This window comes from Catellatospora tritici, from assembly GCF_019083965.1.
Lineage (GTDB): Bacteria > Actinomycetota > Actinomycetes > Mycobacteriales > Micromonosporaceae > Catellatospora > Catellatospora tritici.
Map to the genome: position 1 here is coordinate 217,282 of NZ_JAHRCY010000008.1, position 19,655 is coordinate 236,936.

Consider the following 19,655-nt stretch of genomic DNA (forward strand, 5'->3'; position numbering starts at 1 on the left):
GATCACCTGTTCTTCGCGCGAGCCGAGCGTGCTTCGATCTTCGCCCGCCACGGCGCATCCAGCTCATCCAGGACGGCCTCGCTGATGTCGAAGGTGAGACCTGGCGTGAGGTACGGGTCGATCTCGACGGCAGAAACGCGTTGGGTGTGGCCGATCAGAATCGCTCCGCCCTCCCGGCTGAAGCTGCCGCCGCGTTCCCAGAACCGCAGCAATGGCTCGAACGGGTCAGGCAGATCCGTCGGTGGGCTGGACAGCGCGACGAATGCCAGCACGTATGGCACCACCAGGTGATTCGGCCAGATCACGCCTCGGCGGTCCATCTCCTGCACGAGCTCATGGACCAGTTCTGGGTCGATCTTCAAGTCCGGCTCCAGGACTCCGGCGATGTCGAAGAACGGCCAGCGTTCAACCGCACCGAGCCGCTGTGCCCAGAGCGCGCTGCGACGCAGGAACTCCCGCATGAGACGCATCCGCGACGGCACGGTCAGCTGGCTCTCCTCCCAGTCGACCTCAGCCAACCGCAGCGCCATACGGCAGACCCGCAGCCCGACGGGCGCCGAACCGATCTCGGTACGGTCGGCTGCGGCCCCTGACGTCGTCATCCGTTCGCCCGAGCGTCCATCTCGGCGAGCGCCTGCTCGCTGATGTCGTACCTGAGCCCCGGCTTGAGGTAGCGCTCCATGGGCCAGACGAGAACCTGCAATGTGTGGTCGACGAGGATGATGCCGTGTTCCATGTCGAACAAGCCACCACGTTCATAGACCTGCAGCAGAGGTTCGTACGGGTCGGGCAGGTCCGGGTGAGGCGGCACCGATCCGGCGAAGGCCAGCATGTACCGGCAGAATTGGGTGTGCGGGTAGGTCAGTCCGCGACCGCGCATTCCCTCCAGTACGGCATCGGCGAACTCGGTGTCGCGCCCGACCTCGGGATCGAACTCCGCCGCGATGTCGAAGAACGGCCATTTGTCGAGCACACCCAGCTCACGCGCCCACAGCGCGCTGCGACGTAGATACTCCCGCATCAGTCTCACCCGTGACGCGGAGTGCTGGAAGTTCGGTCCCCAGTCGACCGCTCCCAGACGCAATGCCACCTGGTCCGCTTGTTCTCTGGCCGTCATCGTCGAGGCACCCCCATGAGGTTCAGGATTACATCCACGACCCGGTCCAGGTCTGTCAGGTCGAGCGGCACCGGCACATCCGGTGGCGCAACCTTGAAACGCCCCAGGTAGTGCGCGAACGGGTGGCGGAAACGCAAGAGGGGAGCCAGATCATGTGCCCCGAACAGCTCAGGAGTGGCTTGGTGCTGCCATTCGCCGTCGTCGTCGACGTGCCAATAGCGCGGGTCCGAAGGCGCGTAGGGCAGATCAGTCAGCTCCATGATCCGCGACTCGATGTACTCGTGCGCCAGTATGGCCAGCGCCCCCTCGCGTTCGTCTTCGGAGGGGAATTTGCCGGAATATGCCCAGTTCCAATGTTTGACAATGAATTCAAATGCCCTGAAGTAGTGATCCGGGAACAGGTTTTCCGACCCCGGACCGGTCGCAACGTCATGCACCTGCAGGAACAGGTTGTGCCGAGCGCGCGCCACTACCTCCTCAGGTACACCCAGATTGCGCGCGATCCGCTCCACATCGTCGGTACGCGCACGGATCTCGGCGTAGTCATCGACAGCCTGCTGATCCGACCCAGGCGTGTGCTCGGCAGGTCCATCCGGTAGCCGTCCGGCCGGATCCGGTGGTTGGACGTCGACATCCAGCACGCGGGGCTGATGTTCGAGATTCTGCTGCGCCTGGGGTTCGGCGGTGGGCGACAAGACAGTTTCTTGCTCGGGCACTTGCTGCTCAGGCGTCTGCTGTCGGGCATTCGACTGCTGTTGAATGTTCCTCTGTTGGTCGGCGTTCGCCTGCTGGCCCCAGGAGGTCTGGGCGAGCGCCGGGATCGGCTGGGCCGTCCCCTGGGCGTCGAGGAAGATCGCTTCCATCGAGACCACGTTCATCGGTCGGTTCGGGTCGCCGGTGTGCCCGTACATCGGCACGTTCTCGCTGATCTGACGGGTCTGCGGATCGAGGAACAGGATCGTCCCGCCCTGGTTGACCGCCAGCCAGGCGTGGCCGGACCCGTTCTGCCACCTCGTCGCGATGAACACCGCCGACCCGTGCCCGCCCGCCTGCAGCTGGTGGGTGAGCGTGGCGAAGCCCCAGTCCGACCACTGCCGCATCTGGTCCGGCGCGAGCTGCCGGGACATGTCCGGGAACACGGTCTCCCACTGCCGCCCGACCACCGCGGCGGCCCGCTGCTGCCCCCACTCCTCGCCCCGGTCGATCCGCCAGGCGTCGGTGCCGCGATAGCGGTCCCAGGTGCGCGGCGCGGAGACCCGCGGGTTGCCGCGCCAGGTCTGCCAGAGCGAGAGCATGCAGTCCAGGCAGTTGAGGCCCCGGGACGGGTCGAACTCGGGGCCGCTGTCGTTGGCCAGCCCGAACCACCCGCCGACGCGCGGGTCGGGGAAGAGCTGGAAGCTGCCGTCGGCGTTGCGCGGCATCGCGGCGACCAGGTCGTCCTGGTGCGCGCGCAGCGGCGGCCGCAGGCCGCCGACCTGGTGGTACGGCCGCCCGTCGACCGGCTGGGGGTCGAGGTACAGCTCGCCCACGTCGGTGTTCAGGTGCGCCCACTGGTCGGCGGTCACCGCGTTGACCTCGTTGGCGGTGAACGTCCCGTTGTAGGCCCCCCGGGACCGGTTGCCGTACTCCACCGACCAGGCGCGGTGGTAGTCGACCCACTGCTCGCACAGCGCCCCCTGCGACGAGTACGGGTCCTCGCCGCGGTAGTGCCGGGCCCAGGCCTCGAACCGGCGGCTCTCCGACAGGTGCCACGCCGAGTGCCTGGCCAGTTCGTCCGCCTCCTGCTGGCGCCGCCGCAGCTCGAACGAGGCGAGCCGGGTCTGCAGGGCGGCCCGGTACGACCACTGCGGGTGCGCCGGGTCCGACGGGGCGGGCCGGAGCAGACCCGCCGGGTCCGACGGCACGTCGCCGTTGACCGGCCCGCGCTGGGTGGGGGTGTCGGCCGGGTCTACTCCGGCAGGGTCCCCTCCGCGCGTCTGCGGTGGGACTCCCGGAAGATCTCGGCGATCTCCGCCTCGCTGGGCAGCGGTTGCGCGCCGTTCGTGATCGTCAGACCGATCCGCTCCGCCTCGTCCCGCTGGACCAGCCTGCGCCGGAAGTCGTACCGCCAGCTGCCCATGATGCTGCCCGCCGTCGCCGGGTTGTAGCGCCACGCCTGCGCCCGGTGGTCCCACATCATCGATTCCCGATAGCCCTCGCCCTTGATGATCAGGCCGGTCGGCTTCTGGTCCGGATGGTCCTCGATGTCCTTCACGTAGAGCGCGTAGTAGTACAGCATCCGTCTCCTTCAGGGTGGCCGCGACCTTGTCGGTGATCGGGAAGTCGTCGGCCGCCAGGTCGTACTCCGCGATCACATCATCCGGCGTACGGCCCCGCGCGGCGAGGTCGCGCCCGAACTCGCCCCACGCGTACGGATGCTCGGCGATCCACTTGGCCAGACCGGTGTCCTTGGCCGCACCGCCCATCCCCGGCGGGATCGCGTCGACCATCCCGGTACGGCGGTTGGCCTCGATCATCCGCAGCAGTGCCCGCACCCGCGCCTCCGGCCGCGCGTCCTCGTCGCGCAGCACCTCGTAGTCCGCGTGCGTCGCGTGCCACACCTGGTAGGACAGTTCGGTCGGGAACTGCACCTCGAACAGCGTCCCGTCCGGGGCCCGGAAGGTGGTGTTGGTGCCGTAGAAGCGGTTGCCCACCCGCCAGAAGTCCTTGGGCGCGCCGTCCAGCTCGTACCCCGCGGCGATCAACTGCCGGATGACCGCGTCCAGCGCGGGCTGGTAGCCGTCGCCGTCGGGCAGGACCATCGAGAAGCGCACGGAGTCGTTGACCGCCGCCGCGAAGGCCTCCGGCCCGAAACCCTCCCCCTCGGTGACGTACTTGCGCTCCAGGGACTCGCGGCTCTTGACCCGGTGGTCGGTGTCGCGCAGCTCCAGGGTGCCCGGGGGCAGGCCGAGGCGCCGCTCGACGTCGTCGGCGACGTCGGTCAGGTCGTCGAGGATGACCGCGGAGCTGCGTACCGCCCGCGCGTGGACGTCGTCGAGCACGCGGTGCTCGTGGTCGGTGAGGCCGGTGTCCGGGCGGGGCTCGAAGGCCCGGCCCATCGGGTCGGGCGGGACGTCGTCGGTCAGCGCGGATTCTGGTCCGACCAGTCCTCGCTCTGCGGAGGGTCGCCCTTCCACTGGAAGATCCAGAGGATGGTCTCCTCGTCCGGGAACTCGTCGTTCGGGTGACTGATCGTCCGGAACACGGCTTCGGCCTCCTCCCGGCTGATCCGGTCGTACCGGTCCGCGTTCTGCGGCTTGAACCGGAACTCCGCTATCGACCACGGGTCGTACGCCCACGCCTGGTTGTCGAAGTCCCAGAGGATCGCGTCCTCGTCCTCCCCCACTATGAAGATCCCGCGGGGTAGTCCGTCCTCCTTGTCGCGCACGTAGGTCTGATAGTAGTTGATCATCATTGCCCTCCAGCTCCCGCGCGAACTCCGGGTCGAGCACCAGGTCCGACCCGTGCAGGCCGAACTCGTCCAGCACGTCACCGAAGCTCTCGAAGCTCGGCTGCTGCTGATCCAACCACGCCCGGTACTTGCGCCAGAGCTCGCGCTCGCCGGCGATCCACTTCAGCAGGCTGCTGTTCTGTACCGTCTTGGCGCTCGGGAACCGCTCCTGGATCAGTTCGGCGACGCCCGGCGGAATGTTGTCGTTCAGTAGGAGTTCGTTGTTGACGGCGAGCATGCCGAGCAGCGCGTGAACCCGGCGTGGATCCAGTTCTTCCGTGCGCCGGAACACCTCGTACGCTTCGTGGGTAAGCTGCCACGCACGGTACGAATTCGCCGTCGGGAACTGCACCTCCATCAGGCCGCCGTCCGGGGCCTTGAAGGTCGCGTTCAGTCCGTGGTAGCGGTTGCCCGGCCGGAAGAAGTTCTTCAGCTCGGTGAGCTGGTAACCCTGGCCCTCCAGAGCTCCGACGACCTGCCGCAGTGCCACCGGATAGTCGGCTCCGTCAGGCAGCTGCACCGAGAACCGCGCGGCATCGTTGACCTGCGCCGCGAACCGTTTCGCACCAAGCTGACGGCCCTCGGACCAGAACTTGCGTCGCAGCGAGTCCAGCGACTTGACCATGTGCTGGATGCCCTGCAACCGCAGGCTTCCAGCACTGTCGACAGCCAGACCACGGCGCCCGTTCAGATCAGCCACGATCGCCTGGAGATGGCCGAGCGCGGTCGTCGCACGAGCCTCGGCGGCGGCGTGCACTCCGGCCAGCACCCGCGTCTGGGGCTCGGTGAGCCGCACCTCCGGCACGACCGGAGCGGGCGGCTTGGTGATGATCACGGAGGCGGTCTCGGCGCCGTACAGGCGGCCGGGCAGGAGACTGCGCTGCGAAGCCGCTCGGAACAGGGCCGCCTCACCGTACGTCCTCGGCTCGGTGCCCTTGGCGTACACGATCTCACCCTGGTCGCCGCCGATGACGAGCGTCCCGTCGTCGAGGCGGCGCAGGTCCACGACGAGCTTGTCGCCCTTTTCCCCGTTGAGCGGCTCGTTCGGGGTGTGCAGGCAGACCGGCACCTGGTCCAGTCCACCGAGCCGGGCGGCACGCAGCCGCCGGTTGTCCAGACTCGACAGCGAGCCGTCGCCCCACACCACGACGTGCGCCGGACCGCCGCGCCAGCCGGTCTCGCCCATCTCCCGGGCGAACTCCTCCATCGACTTCGTGCCGCTGAACGGGCTGACCGACCGCTGGCTGACCCGCACATCCAGGGTCGGCACCACCGCGACCCGCGGCAGCAGTTCCGCCAACCGCGCCCGCTCCGCGTCCGACAGCACCGACGGGTCGGGGTAACCCAGGTCGGCCAGCGTCGCCCGGCCCGCACCGAGCCGCGAAAGCTCCGCCGCGGTCAGGTCCCGCATCATCAGGTCATGCGGTGGCGACGGCACCGCCGCGCCCATCGGGTCGGGCGGGGTGTCGGCGGCGGCGGGCTCGGCTAGTCCGCGCTCTGCGGCGGGGCGCCCTTCCACTGGAAGATCCAGCGGATGGTCTCCTCGTCCGGCAGGGGCTCCATCCCGTTCGTGATCCGCAGGGTCAGCTGCTCGGCCTCCTCCCTGCTGATCACCTCCGACCGGTCGACGTAGGTCGGGTTGTCCAGCAGCCAGTGCACCCCGTCCGGGTCGTACACCCAGGCTTTCTGGCGATGGCTCCACATCATCGCGTCCAGGCCGTCCGAGATCAGGATCCCCGTCGCCGGCGGCTGGGACTTGTCCACCGCGTAGAACGCGTAGTAGTCCATCATCGAGCTGCTCCAGTCGTGCGGCGATGTCCGGGTCGATCGGGAAGTTCTCGGCGTCGAGGCCGAACTCGGCGAGCACACCGGCGAAGCTGTCGAAAGATGCCCCCTGGCCATCCAACCATGCCCGGTAACGCGCCCAGAGCCTGCGATTCTTGCTGATCCACTTGGCGAAACCGGTGTCGGCGGCGCCGACGGGGCGGCCGTCCGGGCCCGGGATCTCCGCGACGCCGGGAGGCACGGCCTGATCCAGACCGAGCTGGGCGTTCACGGCCAGCATGGACAGGAACGCGTGCACCCGGCGGGGTGGCAACTCGCCGCGTCCGAGGTCGTCGTCGGCCGAACCGGGCTCGGCCGCGTCCGGCGGCAGTTCGTTGTCGTCCCGGCTCGCCCGGCGCATGACCTCGTACGCGTGGTGCGTGAGCTCCCAGGCTCGGAACGAGTCCGCCGTCGGGAACTGCACCTCGAAGAGCTGCCCGTCGGGACTGGTGAAGGTGGCGTTGAGGCCGTGGAACCGGTTGCCGGGACGGAAGAAGTTCTTCAGCCCGGTCAGCTGGTACCCGTACCGCGCCAGGTCTGCCCGCAGCTGGTCGAAGGCCTGCCGGTAGGCCGCACCGCCCGGCAGCTGCACGGAGAACCGGACGACGTCGTTGACGCCCGCGGCGAAGGCGTCGATACCGACCACGTCGCCTTCGAGCAGGAACTTGCGGGTGAGTGAGGCGAGCGACTTCACTCGTTCGTCGGTACCGCGCAACTGGACCCGGTCGTCGCCGGACAGACCGAGCCGGTCGCTCACGGCGTCCGCGAGTCCGGACAGGTCACCCATGATCGTGTCCGCGTTCGCCGCCGCCCGAGCGTGCAGCGACCGCAGGACCTCGGCCTCCACGGAGGTGACCTCACCCGCCACCACGACAGGGCCGGGCGGCTTGCCGATCGTCACCGGTGCCACGTCAGCACCGAACAGGCGACCGGGTAGGAGGCTGCGCTGCTCGGCGGAGCGGAACATCGCCGCCTCACCGAAGGTGGTCGGCACGGTGCCCGGTGCGTACACCACCTCACCGCGATCGCCGCCCACCACCAGCGTCCCGTTCGGCAGCCGCCGGATCTCCGTCGTGAGCGGCGCCCGGTACCTCCGGCGCTGCGGATCCTCCCCGTCGGGCAGCGTGGTGAGCGGTTCGTCCGGGGTGTGCACGCACACCGGCACCGAGTCCAGGCCACCGAGCCGCGCGGCCCGCATACGCCGGTTGTCCAGGCTGGTCAGGCTGCCGTCGCCCCAGGCCACGACGTGGGCCGGGCCGCCGCGCCAACCGGTGTCGCCCATCCGTCGGGCGAATTCCGCCATCGACATCGTGCCGCTGTTGGGGCTGACCGACCGCTGCGTCAACCGCACGTCCGCCGTGGACACCACCGCGACCTGCGGCAGCATCGCCTCCAGGGTGGCCCGTTGCGCGGCGGACAGTTGCGACGGGTCCGGGTAGCCGAGGTCGGCCAGCGTCGCCGTGCCCACGCCGAGCGCGGCCAACTCGGCGTCGGTGAGGTCGCGCAGCATCACGTCGGCGGGCGGCTCGGCCGGTCCCCGCCCGGTCCCCGCCGGGTCGGACACCGCGTCGGCGGCGTCGACTCGTGCCGCCGCCATCACCGTCGGCGTCGGCGTCGGGCCGTCGGCCCGCGGCGCGGCGACCGGGGCCGGGTCGCTCGGGGTGAGGTCCGCGTCCGGCGAGGCGGCCGGGTCGGTGGCGGGGTCGGGGCCGACGGCCGTCGGGTCCGCGGTGGTCGCCGTCCGGGTGGCGGCGTCGGGTGTGGCCGTGGTCGCGGCGGCGTCGGGGGTACGGGCCGAAACCGTGCCCGGCCTCGGCCGGTCCTGCGACCAGGCGCCCACCGGGGCGTCCGCGATCCTCGACTGGGTGCCGTCGGGGGCCACCACCAGCGCGTCCATCCGGCGGATGCCGTCGGTGAACGGGGGCGTGGTGGTCGGCTCGCCGGGCGGCTGCTGCGGGTCGGCGTACCTGATGACGCCGTCGTCGTTGAAGACCGGCCAGGTGTGCGAGGTGCCGTCGGCGGCCTGGTGGATGATCACGGCCAGCGCGCCCGGCCCGGCCGCGAGCAGCTGCTGTTCCAGCCGGGCGTACGCATCGGTGACGGCGTCGGCGGCCTGGTCGGGGTTCAGGCCCCGGGTGTTCGGGCACAGCTGCTGCAGGCGGCCCCCGAAGAAGTCCTCGATCCGGCGCGGTCCGCCGGGCTCGCCGCCCGACGGCACGGGCCGCCCCGCCGAGAACCCGTCGAGGGTACGCGGCGCCGCGCACCGGGGCCGCCCGTGCAGCCAGGTGTCGGCCACCGACAGCACCACGTCGACGCAGTTCACGCCCCGGCTCGGGTCGGCCTGCGGGCCGCCGTCGTTGGCCAGGCGCAGCCAGCCCGACGACAGCGACGGGAACCGCCGTGGCCGCCCGTCGGCGCCGCGGGGCACCGCGTCCTCCAGCTCGCGCTGGTGCCGGGTGAGCACCGGCCGATAGCCGCCGCGCTGGTGGTAGCGGCGCGAGGCGTCCACCGAGGGCGGGGTGTCGGTGCCGGTGAGCGCGGAAACGTCGTCGGTGGTGACGCCGCCGTCGGCGAAGTCGGGGCCACGGTGCCGGTTGAGTGCGTCCCAGGCCGCCGCGGCGAGCGCCCCGGGGGCGCCCATCGAGGCGAGGATGGCGCGCCGCTGTGCGCGCACACCGCCGTGGTACGCGTCGCTCCAGCGTCGCGCGTCGGTGTCGGGCAGCCCGCCGCGCCCGGTGTCGTCGGGGCGGGCGTCGCTGCCGTCAGGGCGGGTGCCTGTGGCGGGCAACGGGGTGGACACCACGGTCGCCGGGACGGGGGTCGTGCCGTCGGGCGTGGATCCGTCCGGCGCGGCCGGTCGCACGTGCGGCGCCGTCGCGGGGTGGCGCCCAGCCGTCGTGTCTTCCGGGGTGGCGCCAGGACCGGTGCCGGACGTCGCCGACTGAGCCGGACCTGCCGGGCTCGGGCCGGTCGGGCTCGGGCTGGTCGGGCTCGGGCTGGTCGGGCTCGGGCTGGTCGGGCTCGGGCTGGTCGGGCTCGGGCTCGACGCCGGATTGGTCGAGGTCGAGCCAGGTGTGGCCGACGATGATGGCGCGGTGGGCGAGGTCGACGTGCTCGGGCCCGTTGGCCCCGACGGCGTCGGCGACCCGGCCGGACTGGTCCGACCCGGTGTTGCCGGGGCGGAGGCCGACGTGCCGGGGTTGGCGTTCGTCGAGGCGCCGCCCGACGTGGACGAGGTCGAGGTCGTGTTCGTGGCGGCGCCACCGGTCGAGGTGCTGCCCGCAGCGGTTGAGGTGGCGGCGCTGCTCGTCGGGGTGGACGTGGTCGCGGTCGCGCTGGTCGAGGTGGCGCCTGGGGTGGTCGAGCCGCTGCTGGCAGTCGAGGTGGACGCCAGTCCGGCGGAGGTGCTGGCGCCGCCGGTGCTGCTGGAGAGACCGGTGCTGCTGGAGAGGCCGGTGCTGGAGGCGCCGCCGATGGCCGGAGCGGCCGCGGCCAGGCCGGGGGCTGGCGCGGTCTGGGCTTGGCTGCCGACTGGCGCGGCGACGACCGGACCCGTGGCCGGGCCGGACGGCGCGGCGGTGGTGCTGGTGGCGGCGCCGGACGAACCGGGCGGCGGGTAGCCGGTGTCGGCGGGGGCGATACCGGCCAGCGAACTCGAGCCGCCGGTGCCGTGGTGGCCGTCGCCGTCGGAGCTGCCCGCCGGCGCGCTGGGCCACTGCGAACTGCCGTCGTCGGTGACGTTCACCGGCTGGGTGTTCGGTGGCGAGCCGCCGCCCGTGGCCGCCGCGGCCGCGGTGGTGATGCCGCCGCCGGCGTCGCCGTCGAGGCTGATCGCGGCCAGGTTGCCCACGATCGTGTTCGTCATCGCGTTGAACTCGGACGTGACGTGGTGGGTGGCGCTGCCGCGGGCGCCGGAGACCGCCGACATGCCCAGGTTGTCCAGGCCGGGCAGCTGCCCGGTGGCGGCGGAGCCGCCGAGCTCGCCCAGCACCTCGGCCCGCGCGCCGTGCGCCATCTTGCTGGTGAAGGAGCCGTTGTGGCCGCCCGCCAGGGTGCTGGCCGCGCCGCCCGCGAAGCCCGCACCGGCCGAGACGGCCAGGTCCACAAGGTCGACGCCATGTCGGCGGCCGATGGCGTTCTGGTACGCCTGGATGCCGCCCTGGGTCAGCAGCTCCTCCTTGGCCTCGTCCAGGCCCTCCTTGCCCGCCTTGATCGCCCACTTGCCGAGCTTCTTGCCGAAGTCCTTGCCCAGGTCCTTCAGCTTGTCCTTGACCGCCCGCTTGATGCCCCGCTCGATCAGTGACCTCAGCAGGCGCTTCAGGATCTCCTTGATGGCGAAGCGGGTGGCCATGCACATCGGACCGGCGGCGGCGGTGGAGGCGCCGAAGGTGAAGAACGCCGCGACCGCCATCGCGATCAGCTCGATCAGCAGCAGGCCCAGCTCGACGTAGTACTCCAGCTTGGCGCCCTGGATGTCGCAGCCCGCGCCTTCCAGCATCTCGCCGAGGGCGTGCGTGACGAAGGCCGCGGCCTGCAGCGCCGACTTGTCCGACCCGCTGCCGATCTGCAGCCAGGCCTCCTTGATCGCGGCGGCGACCTGGCCCTCGGCGCCGCCGAACGCGATCACCGCGTCGAGCGCGGCGCGTTCGGACTCCAGCAGCGGGTCCTGCAGATCGGCCGAGGCGGCGTACCAGTCGTCGGCGATGTCCCAGGTGGCCTGCTCGTCACCCTCGGGCCAGTCCATGCCGATGACCCAGTCGAGCAGCTCCTTGCACCAACCAGGAGCGTCGAAGTAGGACAGCGGATGCGGAATAGGTGAAGGCAACCAAGACATCCCGCACCCTCCCCAAGGCAGCCGAGCGACGCCTTGGGTAAGTTACTCGATGCCTCCAAGACCGCGCCAACCCTGAGCGAAGCCCGTCCCGGCGCGAAATCGCCGCAGCGGATACAGTCGCGGAGGGTGGAACGCGGGAGAGGCGGAGTCGTGGCGCAGCAGTCCGATCGCGACGCGAACTGGGCGCTCAAGGAGCGCTTCGCGCAGGTGAACGACCAGTACACGCGGCTGCGTACCGGGATGGGCGAGCTGCAGGCCAAGTTGGCGTCCCTGCGCAGCAGCGCGAAGACGGCCGACGGCCTGATCAAGGCGACGGTCGACGCGCGCGGCCGCCTGGTGCACCTGGAGCTGCACCCGAGCAGCCTGCGGGAGTACGGTGCCGTCAAGCTCGCCGAGGAGATCACCAAGACGGTGTCCCGGGCCGCCGAGGCGGCCGGTGCCGGGGTGACCGCGTTGATGTCGCAGGTGCTGCCCGCCGAGTCGGGAGCGATGGAGTTCCTGCGCACCAACGACATCAACGCGATGATGCGCCGCCACGACGGCATCATGGGCTACGAGCCCGAGGAGCCCGAGGATGGTCGGCGGTGAGCGGCGACGAGATCCCGGTCCGGCACCTGTCCTGGCCACCCGGCGACGGCACCAACCTCGACCTGGACACCGGCCGCGACGCGGGGCGGCGCATGTTCCTGGCCGGGCAGGAGGTCAGCGGCCTGCGCGACGGGATCGGCGCCCGGATCGAGGCCGGGGGCGACGCCCGCCCGTGGGGCAACGACGACTCGGGCAAGCAGATCCAGCAGAACTACGAGCAGATCGGCCCGACCATCCTGACGCTGTGGCGCCAGGTCGGCTCGGCACTGCAGAGCATGGGCGTCAACATCACCGCCGCCGCCAACGAGACCACCGGCACCGACGTCGCCACCAGCCAGAACGTCGACAAGGCCGGTAACCACCACCCGCAGATCCCCTGACGGGCCCGCCCGCAGGCCCGTGATCGAGTGCAGCTTCGGGGAAAGTGCTGGAATCTTGGCCTCGATTCGCGCACCTTCCCCGAAACTGCAGTGTCAGCCTAGGGCGGTGGGGCCCAGGAGGGCTTTGAGGTCGGCCATCAACGCGGGGACGGGAGACACCCGCATCGGGCCGAGGCGATAGGTGCTGGACCTCTGCCCGTTGGTGATGCGTACGTGCACCTCGGCCGGGCCGGGGTGGGTGGACAGCACCTCGCGCAGTCGTTCGGCCAGCGGTGGCGTGCACCGGTTGGCAGGCAGCGCGAGCACCACGGGTTTGGCGTCGTCGGGGGCGGAGGTGTCGGGGATGGACAGGTCCATCGCCATCATCCGGGCCTGGTCGTCGCGGCGGTCCACGCGCCCCTTGACCACGACGATGGCGTCCTCGGCGATGTACTGCCCGACCAGGTCGTAGGTGTTGGGGAAGAACAGCACCTCGACCGCGCCGTCCAGGTCCTCCAGGGTGGCCGAGGCCCAGGCCTTGCCCTGCTTGGTGATGCGCCGCTGCACGCCGGAGAGGATGCCCGCGAGGGTGACGATCTGGCCGTCGGAGACCGAGCCCTCCTCGGACAGCGCCGCGACGGACATGTCGGCGGCCTTGCTCAGCACGTGCTGCAGGCCGAACAGCGGGTGGTCGGAGACGTAGAGGCCGAGCATCTCGCGTTCGAAGACGAGCAGGTCGGTCTTGTCCCACTCGCCGGTCGGGATGGGCGGGGTGACGACCATGGTGGGCGCGGCGGCGTCGTCGGCGAAGGCGGCGCCGAACAGGTCGTACTGGCCGATGGCCTCGTTCTTCTTGACGCCCATGAACGAGTCGATGGCGTCGGCGTGCACCGACAGCAGGCCCTTGCGGCTGTGCCCCATCGAGTCGAACGCACCGGCCTTGATCAGCGACTCGATGGTGCGCTTGTTGCAGGCGACCTGGTCGATCTTGCGCAGGTAGTCGTAGAAGTCGGTGAAGTTGCCGTGCTCCTTGCGGGCCCGCACGATCGCCTCGACCACGTTCGCGCCGACGTTGCGCACCGCGGCCAGGCCGAAGCGGATGTCCTGGCCGACGGGGGTGAACCGGGCGGTGGAGTAGTTGACGTCCGGCGGCAGCACCTTGATGCCCATGCGGCGGCACTCGGCCAGGTAGACCGCGGACTTGTCCTTGTCGTCGCCGACCGAGGTCAGCAGCGCCGCCATGTACTCGGCCGGGTAGTTGGCCTTGAGGTAGGCGGTCCAGTACGAGACCAGCCCGTATCCGGCGGTGTGGGCCTTGTTGAACGCGTAGTCGGAGAACGGGACCAGGATGTCCCACAGCGTCTTGATCGCCTCGTCGGAGTACCCGTTCTCCTTCATGCCGCCGGAGAACGGCACGTACTCCTTGTCGAGGATCTCCTTCTTCTTCTTGCCCATGGCGCGGCGCAGCAGGTCGGCCTGGCCGAGGGTGTACCCGGCCAGCTTCTGCGCGATCGCCATGACCTGCTCCTGATACACGATCAGGCCGTAGGTGTCGCCCAGGATCTCCGCGAGGGGTTCGGCCAGCTCCTTGTGGATCGGCACCACCGGTTTGCGGTTGTTCTTGCGGTCGGCGTAGTCGTTGTGCGCGTTGGCGCCCATCGGACCGGGCCGGTACAGCGCGAGCACCGCGGAGATGTCCTCGAAGCCGTCGGGGACCATCGAGCGCAGCAGCGCGCGCATCGGGCCGCCGTCGAGCTGGAACACGCCCAGGGTGTCGCCGCGGGCCAGCAGTTCGTAGGTCGGCGCGTTCTCCAGCGGCAGCTCCTCCAGCACCAGGGTCTCGCCCCGGTTGGACTGGATGCCCTCCAGGCAGTCGTCCATGACGGTGAGGTTGCGCAGGCCCAGGAAGTCCATCTTGAGCAGGCCGATGGACTCGCAGGCGCCCATGTCCCACTGGGTGATGATGGCGCCGTCCTGCTCGCGCTTCTGGATCGGCAGCACGTCCATCAGCGGCTCGCCGGACAGGATCACGCCGGCCGCGTGCACGCCCCACTGGCGCTTGAGACCCTCGATGCCCTTGGCGGTGTCGACGACCTTCTTGGCGTCGGGGTCGGACTCGTACAGCGCCCGGAACTCGACCGCCTCCGGGTAGCGGGGGTGGCTGGAGTCGAAGATGCCGGTAAGCGGGATGTCCTTGCCCATGACCGCGGGGGGCATCGCCTTGGTGATCTTGTCGCCGACCGCGAACGGGTAGCCGAGCACCCGCGCCGCGTCCTTGATCGCGGCCTTCGCCTTGATCGTGCCGTACGTGATGATCTGCGCGACCCGCTCCTCGCCCCAGCGCTCGGTCGCGTATCGGATCATGTCACCGCGCCGACGCTCGTCGAAGTCCATGTCGATGTCGGGCATCGAGACGCGGTCGGGGTTGAGGAACCGCTCGAACAGCAGGCCGTGCGCCATCGGGTCCAGTTCGGTGATGCGCAGCGCGTACGCGATCAGCGCACCGGCCGCCGAACCACGCCCCGGCCCGACCCGGATCTTCTCCTTGCGCGCGTACTCACACAGGTCGGCGGTGACCAGGAAGTAGCCCGGGAAGCCCATCTTGCAGATGACGTCGAGCTCGTAGTCGGCCTGGCGCAGCCGGTCCTCGGGCACCCCGTTCGGGAAGCGCTCGCGCAGGCCCCGGTGCACCTCGGCGCGCAGCCACGACTCCTCGGTGTGCCCCTCGGGCACCGGGAACGACGGCATCAGGTCCCGGTGGGCGAACACGCTCTTGTAGTCGCCGATCCGCTCGGCGATCTCCAGGGTGTTGTCGCAGGCCCCGGGCATCCGCTCGTCCCACTGGGCGCGCATCTCCGCGGGCGACTTGAGGTAGAAGTCGCGGGCGTCGAACTTGAAGCGCTTCGGGTCGGCCATCGTCGAGCCGGACTGCACGCACAGCAGCACCTCGTGCGCGTCGGCGTCGGCGGCGTAGGTGTAGTGCAGGTCGTTGGTGACGATCGGCTTGAGGTTCAGGTGCTTGCGCAGCCGCTCCAGGCCGTCGCGGGCCGCCTTCTCGATCGAGATGCCGTGGTCCATCAGCTCCAGGTAGAAGTTCTCCTTGCCGAAGATGTCCTGGAACTCACCCGCCGAGGCGACGGCCTTGTCGAAGTCGCCGATGCGCAGCCACGTCTGGATCTCGCCGGACGGGCACCCGGTCGTCGCGATCACGCCCTTGCCGTATGACTGCAGCAGCTCCCGGTCGGCCCGGGGCTTGTAGAAGTAGCCCTCCAGGCTGGCCCGCGACTGCATCCGGAACAGGTTGCGCAGGCCGTCGGCGTCGGCGGCCAGCATCGTCATGTGGGTGAACGCGCCACCGCCGGAGACGTCGTTCTCGCCGCCGTCGGCCCAGCGGACCCGGGTGCGCTCGGAGCGGTGCGTGTTCGGGGTGACGTAGGACTCCACGCCGATGATCGGCTTGATGCCCGCGGCGGTGGCCTGCTTGTAGAAGTCGTAGGCGCCGAACATGTTGCCGTGGTCGGTCATCGCCAGGGCGGGCATCCCGAGCCGGGTCGCCTCCTTGAACAGCTCCTTTAGCCTCGCCGCACCGTCGAGCATCGAGTATTCGGTGTGCACGTGCAGGTGAACGAAGGAGTCTGACACGGCCGCCAGCCTACCTCGCCGGGCTGTCGGGGACGCGCCCGCCGACCCGACCGCGTCACCGGACGAACGGCTCCATCATCACCGCGGCGGCGTGCAGCCAGGCGCGCTTGGTCGCGGGCTGCAGCGCGCCGTACTCGATCGAGGAGCCGGTCTCCAGGGCCGGGTCGAACGGCACGACCACCACCGCGCGGGTACGGGTGGCGAAGTGCTTGCGCAGGTCCTCCAGCATCGGCGAGTGGCCTGGCGTGGCGCACGAGAGCAGCGTCACCGCGTTCTCGGCGAGCTTGCCCAGGCCGACCTCGTGCAGCAGGTCGATCATCCAGTCGGCGGTGAACGCGGCGTCCTCGCGCGGCACCGTGGTGATCACGAGCTGGTCGCACGCGTTGAGCACGGTCTGCCAGTTGGCGCTCTCCACGTTGTTGCCGGTGTCCACGCAGACCACGTCATGGGTGCGGCACAGCAACTCCAGCACCCGACGCACGGTGTGCGTGTCCAGCCGCTGCGCGAAACGCGGGTTCTCCTCCCCGGCGAGCACGTCGTATGACCCGTCGGAGGCGTGGCGCAGGTAGTCGTCGAGCCGCTCTTTGAGCTCGTACGGCGGGCAGTTCTCGATCTCCAGCAGATCGCCGAGCAGGTGCCGGATGGTGCGGGCGTGCCGGGCGCTGCCCGCGCGCAGCCCCAGGGTGCCGCGCAGCTCGTTGTCGTCCCAGGCCAGCACGCCCCGGCCGCGCACGCTGCCGATGGTCGCGGCGGCCAGCACGGTGGCGGTGGTCTTGTGCACGCCGCCCTTGGGGTTGGCGAAGGCGAGCACCTTGGGCCGGTCGAGCTGGCCGCGGAGCAGGTTGACGGCCTGGTCGATGTCGGAGGTGGGGGCGGCGGCGCGCCACTCCACCCGGCCGGTGACCCCACTGCCGCCCGCCGACGGCATCCCGACGCTCGGACCGGGTGACGGCCTCGTCTCACCGGGGCGCGGCGGCATCTTGGCCCGGTCGAGCAGCACCCGCCAACGCGAGGTGTCCGGCACCGGCAGGTTGCCCGGCTGGCCCCAGGAGGCGGGGTCGTCGGGTCCACGCTGCCCGTTGCGCTCCACGGTGCGTCCTCCCGACCTGCCCAGACTGATCAACGCGGCCCAGGCTACGCACCCGGCACCAGCTTGACCACCCTATGTGCTCGGGCCCCCACACCTCCAGCCCTGTTTTGCGCCTACCGGGGTGTAACTAGGGGGCCTGGCTGGGGGATATGGCGCTCGGTGACTCGGCCGGGGTCGGGTCGGCGGAACCGGTGACCGCCGGTTCGGGCGACGGCGACGGTGACGGCGCGGCCGAGACCACCGGCTCGACCGACGGGCTCGCCGACGGCGTGGCGGCGACCGGGGCCTGGCCGACCTGCTCGGGCAGGGGCGGCAGGAACACCGCCCGGTCGAGGCGGCGCACCTCGGGGGCGGGGTCGACGGCGCGCACCTCGGGACGGGCGGCGATCTCGTCCAGCGCCGCCGGGGTCGCCCGGACCACGGCCGCGTAGACGCAGGCGCACCCGGCCCGGTACGCCTCCGCCTCGGCACCGGCCACGGTCGAGTCGTCCAGGTAGCCCCGGCGCAGGTCGACCTCGGTCGCATCGGTCGTCTGCAGCTTCGCCGCCACGTTGCGCAGGTCGGCGGCGTCGGCGGCGCGCTTCTTCGCCACCTTCGCCATGCCCTCGACCACATCGGTCGGGATGGTGAAGGCGGGGATGCGCACCGACTGGGTCACCGCCCCGCTCAACGGCACCCGCGCGTAGACCTCCACCAGGGACACGCCGCCCAGCACCGGGGTCAGCCGCTCCGGTGCCAGGTAGGCGCGCAGGCTGACCAGGGCGTACGTCTCGACAGGCGTGGCGGTCGAGCGCTTGAGCAGGCCGGCGAGCTCGGAACGGGCCTGGCGCGCGTACAGCGGCACGCTCTGACCCTGCACCACGCCGACCCGCACCACCTCGGCGGCCGCGCCCTCGGCCGGGAGCACGGCCGGGCGGCGGGTCACCCACACCGCGCCCAGCAGCGCACCGACCACCCCGACGACCGCGACCGCGGTCAGCAGGCGCAGCCGCAGCCCGCCCCCGCCCGCGCGGGCGAACCCGCGCGCCAGCCGGGGCACCACCACCTGGTCCAGGTGACGCAGCAACCTCTGCACTGAGGTTCCTTCCGTGAAGGTAGGCCCGCGCCCACCCGGAACCCGGGCGGGCGCGTCGGCCTAACCGGCGTCGCGCAGCAGCGACAGCGCGTGCGCGAGATCTGGCGGGTACTCGCTGACGAAGCGGACCTCTTCCCCGCTGCCCGGGTGGACGAAGCTGAGCTCCCGGGCGTGCAGCCACTGCCGGGCCAGGCCCAGCCGGGCGGACAGGGTCGGGTCGGCGCCGTAGGTCAGGTCACCTACACAGGGGTGGCGCAGCGCGGAGAAGTGCACCCGGATCTGGTGGGTGCGACCGGTCTCCAGCTTGATGTCGACGAGGCTGGCGGCCGGGAAGGCCTCCAGCGTGTCGTAGTGGGTGATGCTGGGCTTGCCGCCCGACATCACCGCGAACTTGTAGTCGTGCGTGGGGTGGCGGTCGATGGGGGCGTCGACCGTGCCGCGCAGCGGATCCAGGTGGCCCTGGACCACCGCGTGGTAGCGCTTGTCGACCTCGCGGTGCTTGAACGCCCATTTGAGGGCGCTGTACGCGGACTCGCTCTTGGCGACGACCATCAGCCCGGTCGTGCCGACGTCGAGGCGGTGCACGACGCCCTGCCGCTCGGCCGCGCCGGAGGTCGCCACCCGCTGGCCGAGCCCGGCCAGGCCACCGAGCACGGTCGGGCCGGTCCAGCCGGGGCTGGGGTGGGCCGCGACGCCGACCGGCTTGTCGACCACCACGATGTCGTCGTCGCTGTGCACGATGCGCAGGCCCTCGACCGTCTCGACCACGACGGTCGGCGCCGACGGGGGTGCGGGCAGGGTCACCTCGAGCCAGCTGCCGCCGGAGACCTTGTCGGACTTGCCGCGGACCGTCCCGTCGACCAGCGCGTCCCCGGCCTCGACCAGGGTGGCGGCGGCGGTGCGGGACAGCCCGAACAGGCGGGAGACAGCCTGGTCCAGCCGCATGCCGTCCAGTCCGTCCGGGACCGGCAGGCTGCGGCTCTCGCCCTTCAGGACCATGCCTGCGAACCACGCTCGGAGTGCGCCGCCGCCGAGTCCGCCTCGCGGGCGTCGCCCTCGGCGGCCTTCTTCTCGTCGTCGCGCTGCGACAGGCGCGAGCCGTCGCGCTGGCGGCCGGTCAGTTCCAGCAGGATCGCCAGGCAGACGCCGCCGACCAGGGCCATGTCGGCCACGTTGAAGATCGGCCAGGTCCGCCCGTACGGGTCGAACAGGCTGAGGAAGTCGACCACGTGCCCGTGGAACGTGCCCGGTGCGCGGAAGATCCGGTCGAGCAGGTTGCCCAGCACGCCGCCCATGATCGAGCCGAGGGCCAGCGCCCACGGCAGCGAGCGCAGGCTGCGGGAGGCCCAGAGGATCCACGAGAGCACGCCGACTGCGATGATCGGGAAGATCCAGGTGTGGTCGCGGAACAGGCTGAACGCCGCTCCGCTGTTGCGGGTCAGCGACAGGTACAGCCCGCCGCCGAGCAGCCGGACCGGCTCGTCCGGATCGAGCTGCTTGGTGGCGATCTCCTTGGTGACCACGTCGAGCAGCACGGCGAACGAGGCCATTCCCGCGAAGATCGCGACGGCCCGGCCGTGCCCGATGACACGGGGGGAGTGCTCCGGCTCCACCTGTTTGGTCTCTTCCACCGACA

9 protein-coding genes and 1 pseudogene are annotated in these 19,655 nt (G+C 70.9%); 2 read left to right on the forward strand and 8 right to left on the reverse strand.

Features of this window, described 5'->3' with window-relative positions; all coding sequences use genetic code 11:
* Positions 1-2: 2 nt before the first annotated feature.
* From KUA19_RS20090 to KUA19_RS20100, 3 genes are read right to left on the reverse strand one after another with little or no spacing between them, the layout of a single operon-like run.
* The gene (locus tag KUA19_RS20090; protein WP_217397700.1) at positions 3-602 is read right to left on the reverse strand and encodes a hypothetical protein; all 600 of its coding nucleotides are present in this window, start codon (positions 600-602) and stop codon (positions 3-5) included.
* Entirely contained in the window at positions 599-1,117 is a 519-nt protein-coding gene (locus KUA19_RS20095; protein ID WP_217397702.1) for a hypothetical protein, read from the reverse strand. Before KUA19_RS20095 ends, KUA19_RS20090 begins: the two co-directional genes overlap by 4 nt.
* Complete coding sequence (locus KUA19_RS20100) at positions 1,114-11,256, reverse strand: toxin glutamine deamidase domain-containing protein (protein WP_217397704.1); 10,143 nt, start codon at positions 11,254-11,256, stop codon at positions 1,114-1,116. Before KUA19_RS20100 ends, KUA19_RS20095 begins: the two co-directional genes overlap by 4 nt.
* Positions 11,257-11,391: 135 nt before the next feature.
* Between KUA19_RS20100 and KUA19_RS43995 the strand changes: the two genes are divergently transcribed.
* The gene (locus KUA19_RS43995) at positions 11,392-11,853 is read left to right on the forward strand and encodes a YbaB/EbfC family nucleoid-associated protein (RefSeq protein ID WP_217397706.1); all 462 of its coding nucleotides are present in this window, start codon (positions 11,392-11,394) and stop codon (positions 11,851-11,853) included.
* Positions 11,850-12,233 (forward strand): hypothetical protein, encoded by a 384-nt coding sequence (locus KUA19_RS20110; RefSeq protein WP_217397708.1) that lies wholly within the window; start codon positions 11,850-11,852, stop codon positions 12,231-12,233. Before KUA19_RS43995 ends, KUA19_RS20110 begins: the two co-directional genes overlap by 4 nt.
* Positions 12,234-12,326: 93 nt before the next feature.
* Here KUA19_RS20110 and dnaE read toward each other — a convergent pair whose 3' ends face one another.
* The 5 genes and pseudogenes from dnaE to KUA19_RS20135 all read right to left on the reverse strand — a co-directional run bounded on the left by dnaE (position 12,327) and on the right by KUA19_RS20135 (position 19,650).
* Positions 12,327-15,854 carry a DNA polymerase III subunit alpha gene (gene dnaE, locus KUA19_RS20115; protein ID WP_217397710.1) on the reverse strand — a complete coding sequence of 1,176 codons (3,528 nt, stop codon included), beginning with the start codon at positions 15,852-15,854 and terminating at the stop codon, positions 12,327-12,329.
* A gap of 55 nt (positions 15,855-15,909) precedes the next feature.
* Positions 15,910-16,932: pseudogene (locus tag KUA19_RS20120) on the reverse strand (MinD/ParA family ATP-binding protein); the annotation flags it as partial.
* Between the two features lie 139 nt (positions 16,933-17,071).
* Complete coding sequence (locus KUA19_RS20125) at positions 17,072-18,019, reverse strand: hypothetical protein (protein ID WP_217397712.1); 948 nt, start codon at positions 18,017-18,019, stop codon at positions 17,072-17,074.
* Positions 18,020-18,079: 60 nt separating this feature from the next.
* On the reverse strand, positions 18,080-19,018 hold the full coding sequence (locus KUA19_RS20130; RefSeq protein WP_217397714.1) for an RluA family pseudouridine synthase: 939 nt from the start codon (positions 19,016-19,018) through the stop codon (positions 18,080-18,082).
* Complete coding sequence (locus KUA19_RS20135) at positions 19,009-19,650, reverse strand: signal peptidase II (protein ID WP_308167534.1); 642 nt, start codon at positions 19,648-19,650, stop codon at positions 19,009-19,011. The genes KUA19_RS20130 and KUA19_RS20135 overlap by 10 nt, the downstream gene beginning before the upstream one ends.
* Positions 19,651-19,655: the final 5 nt, after the last annotated feature.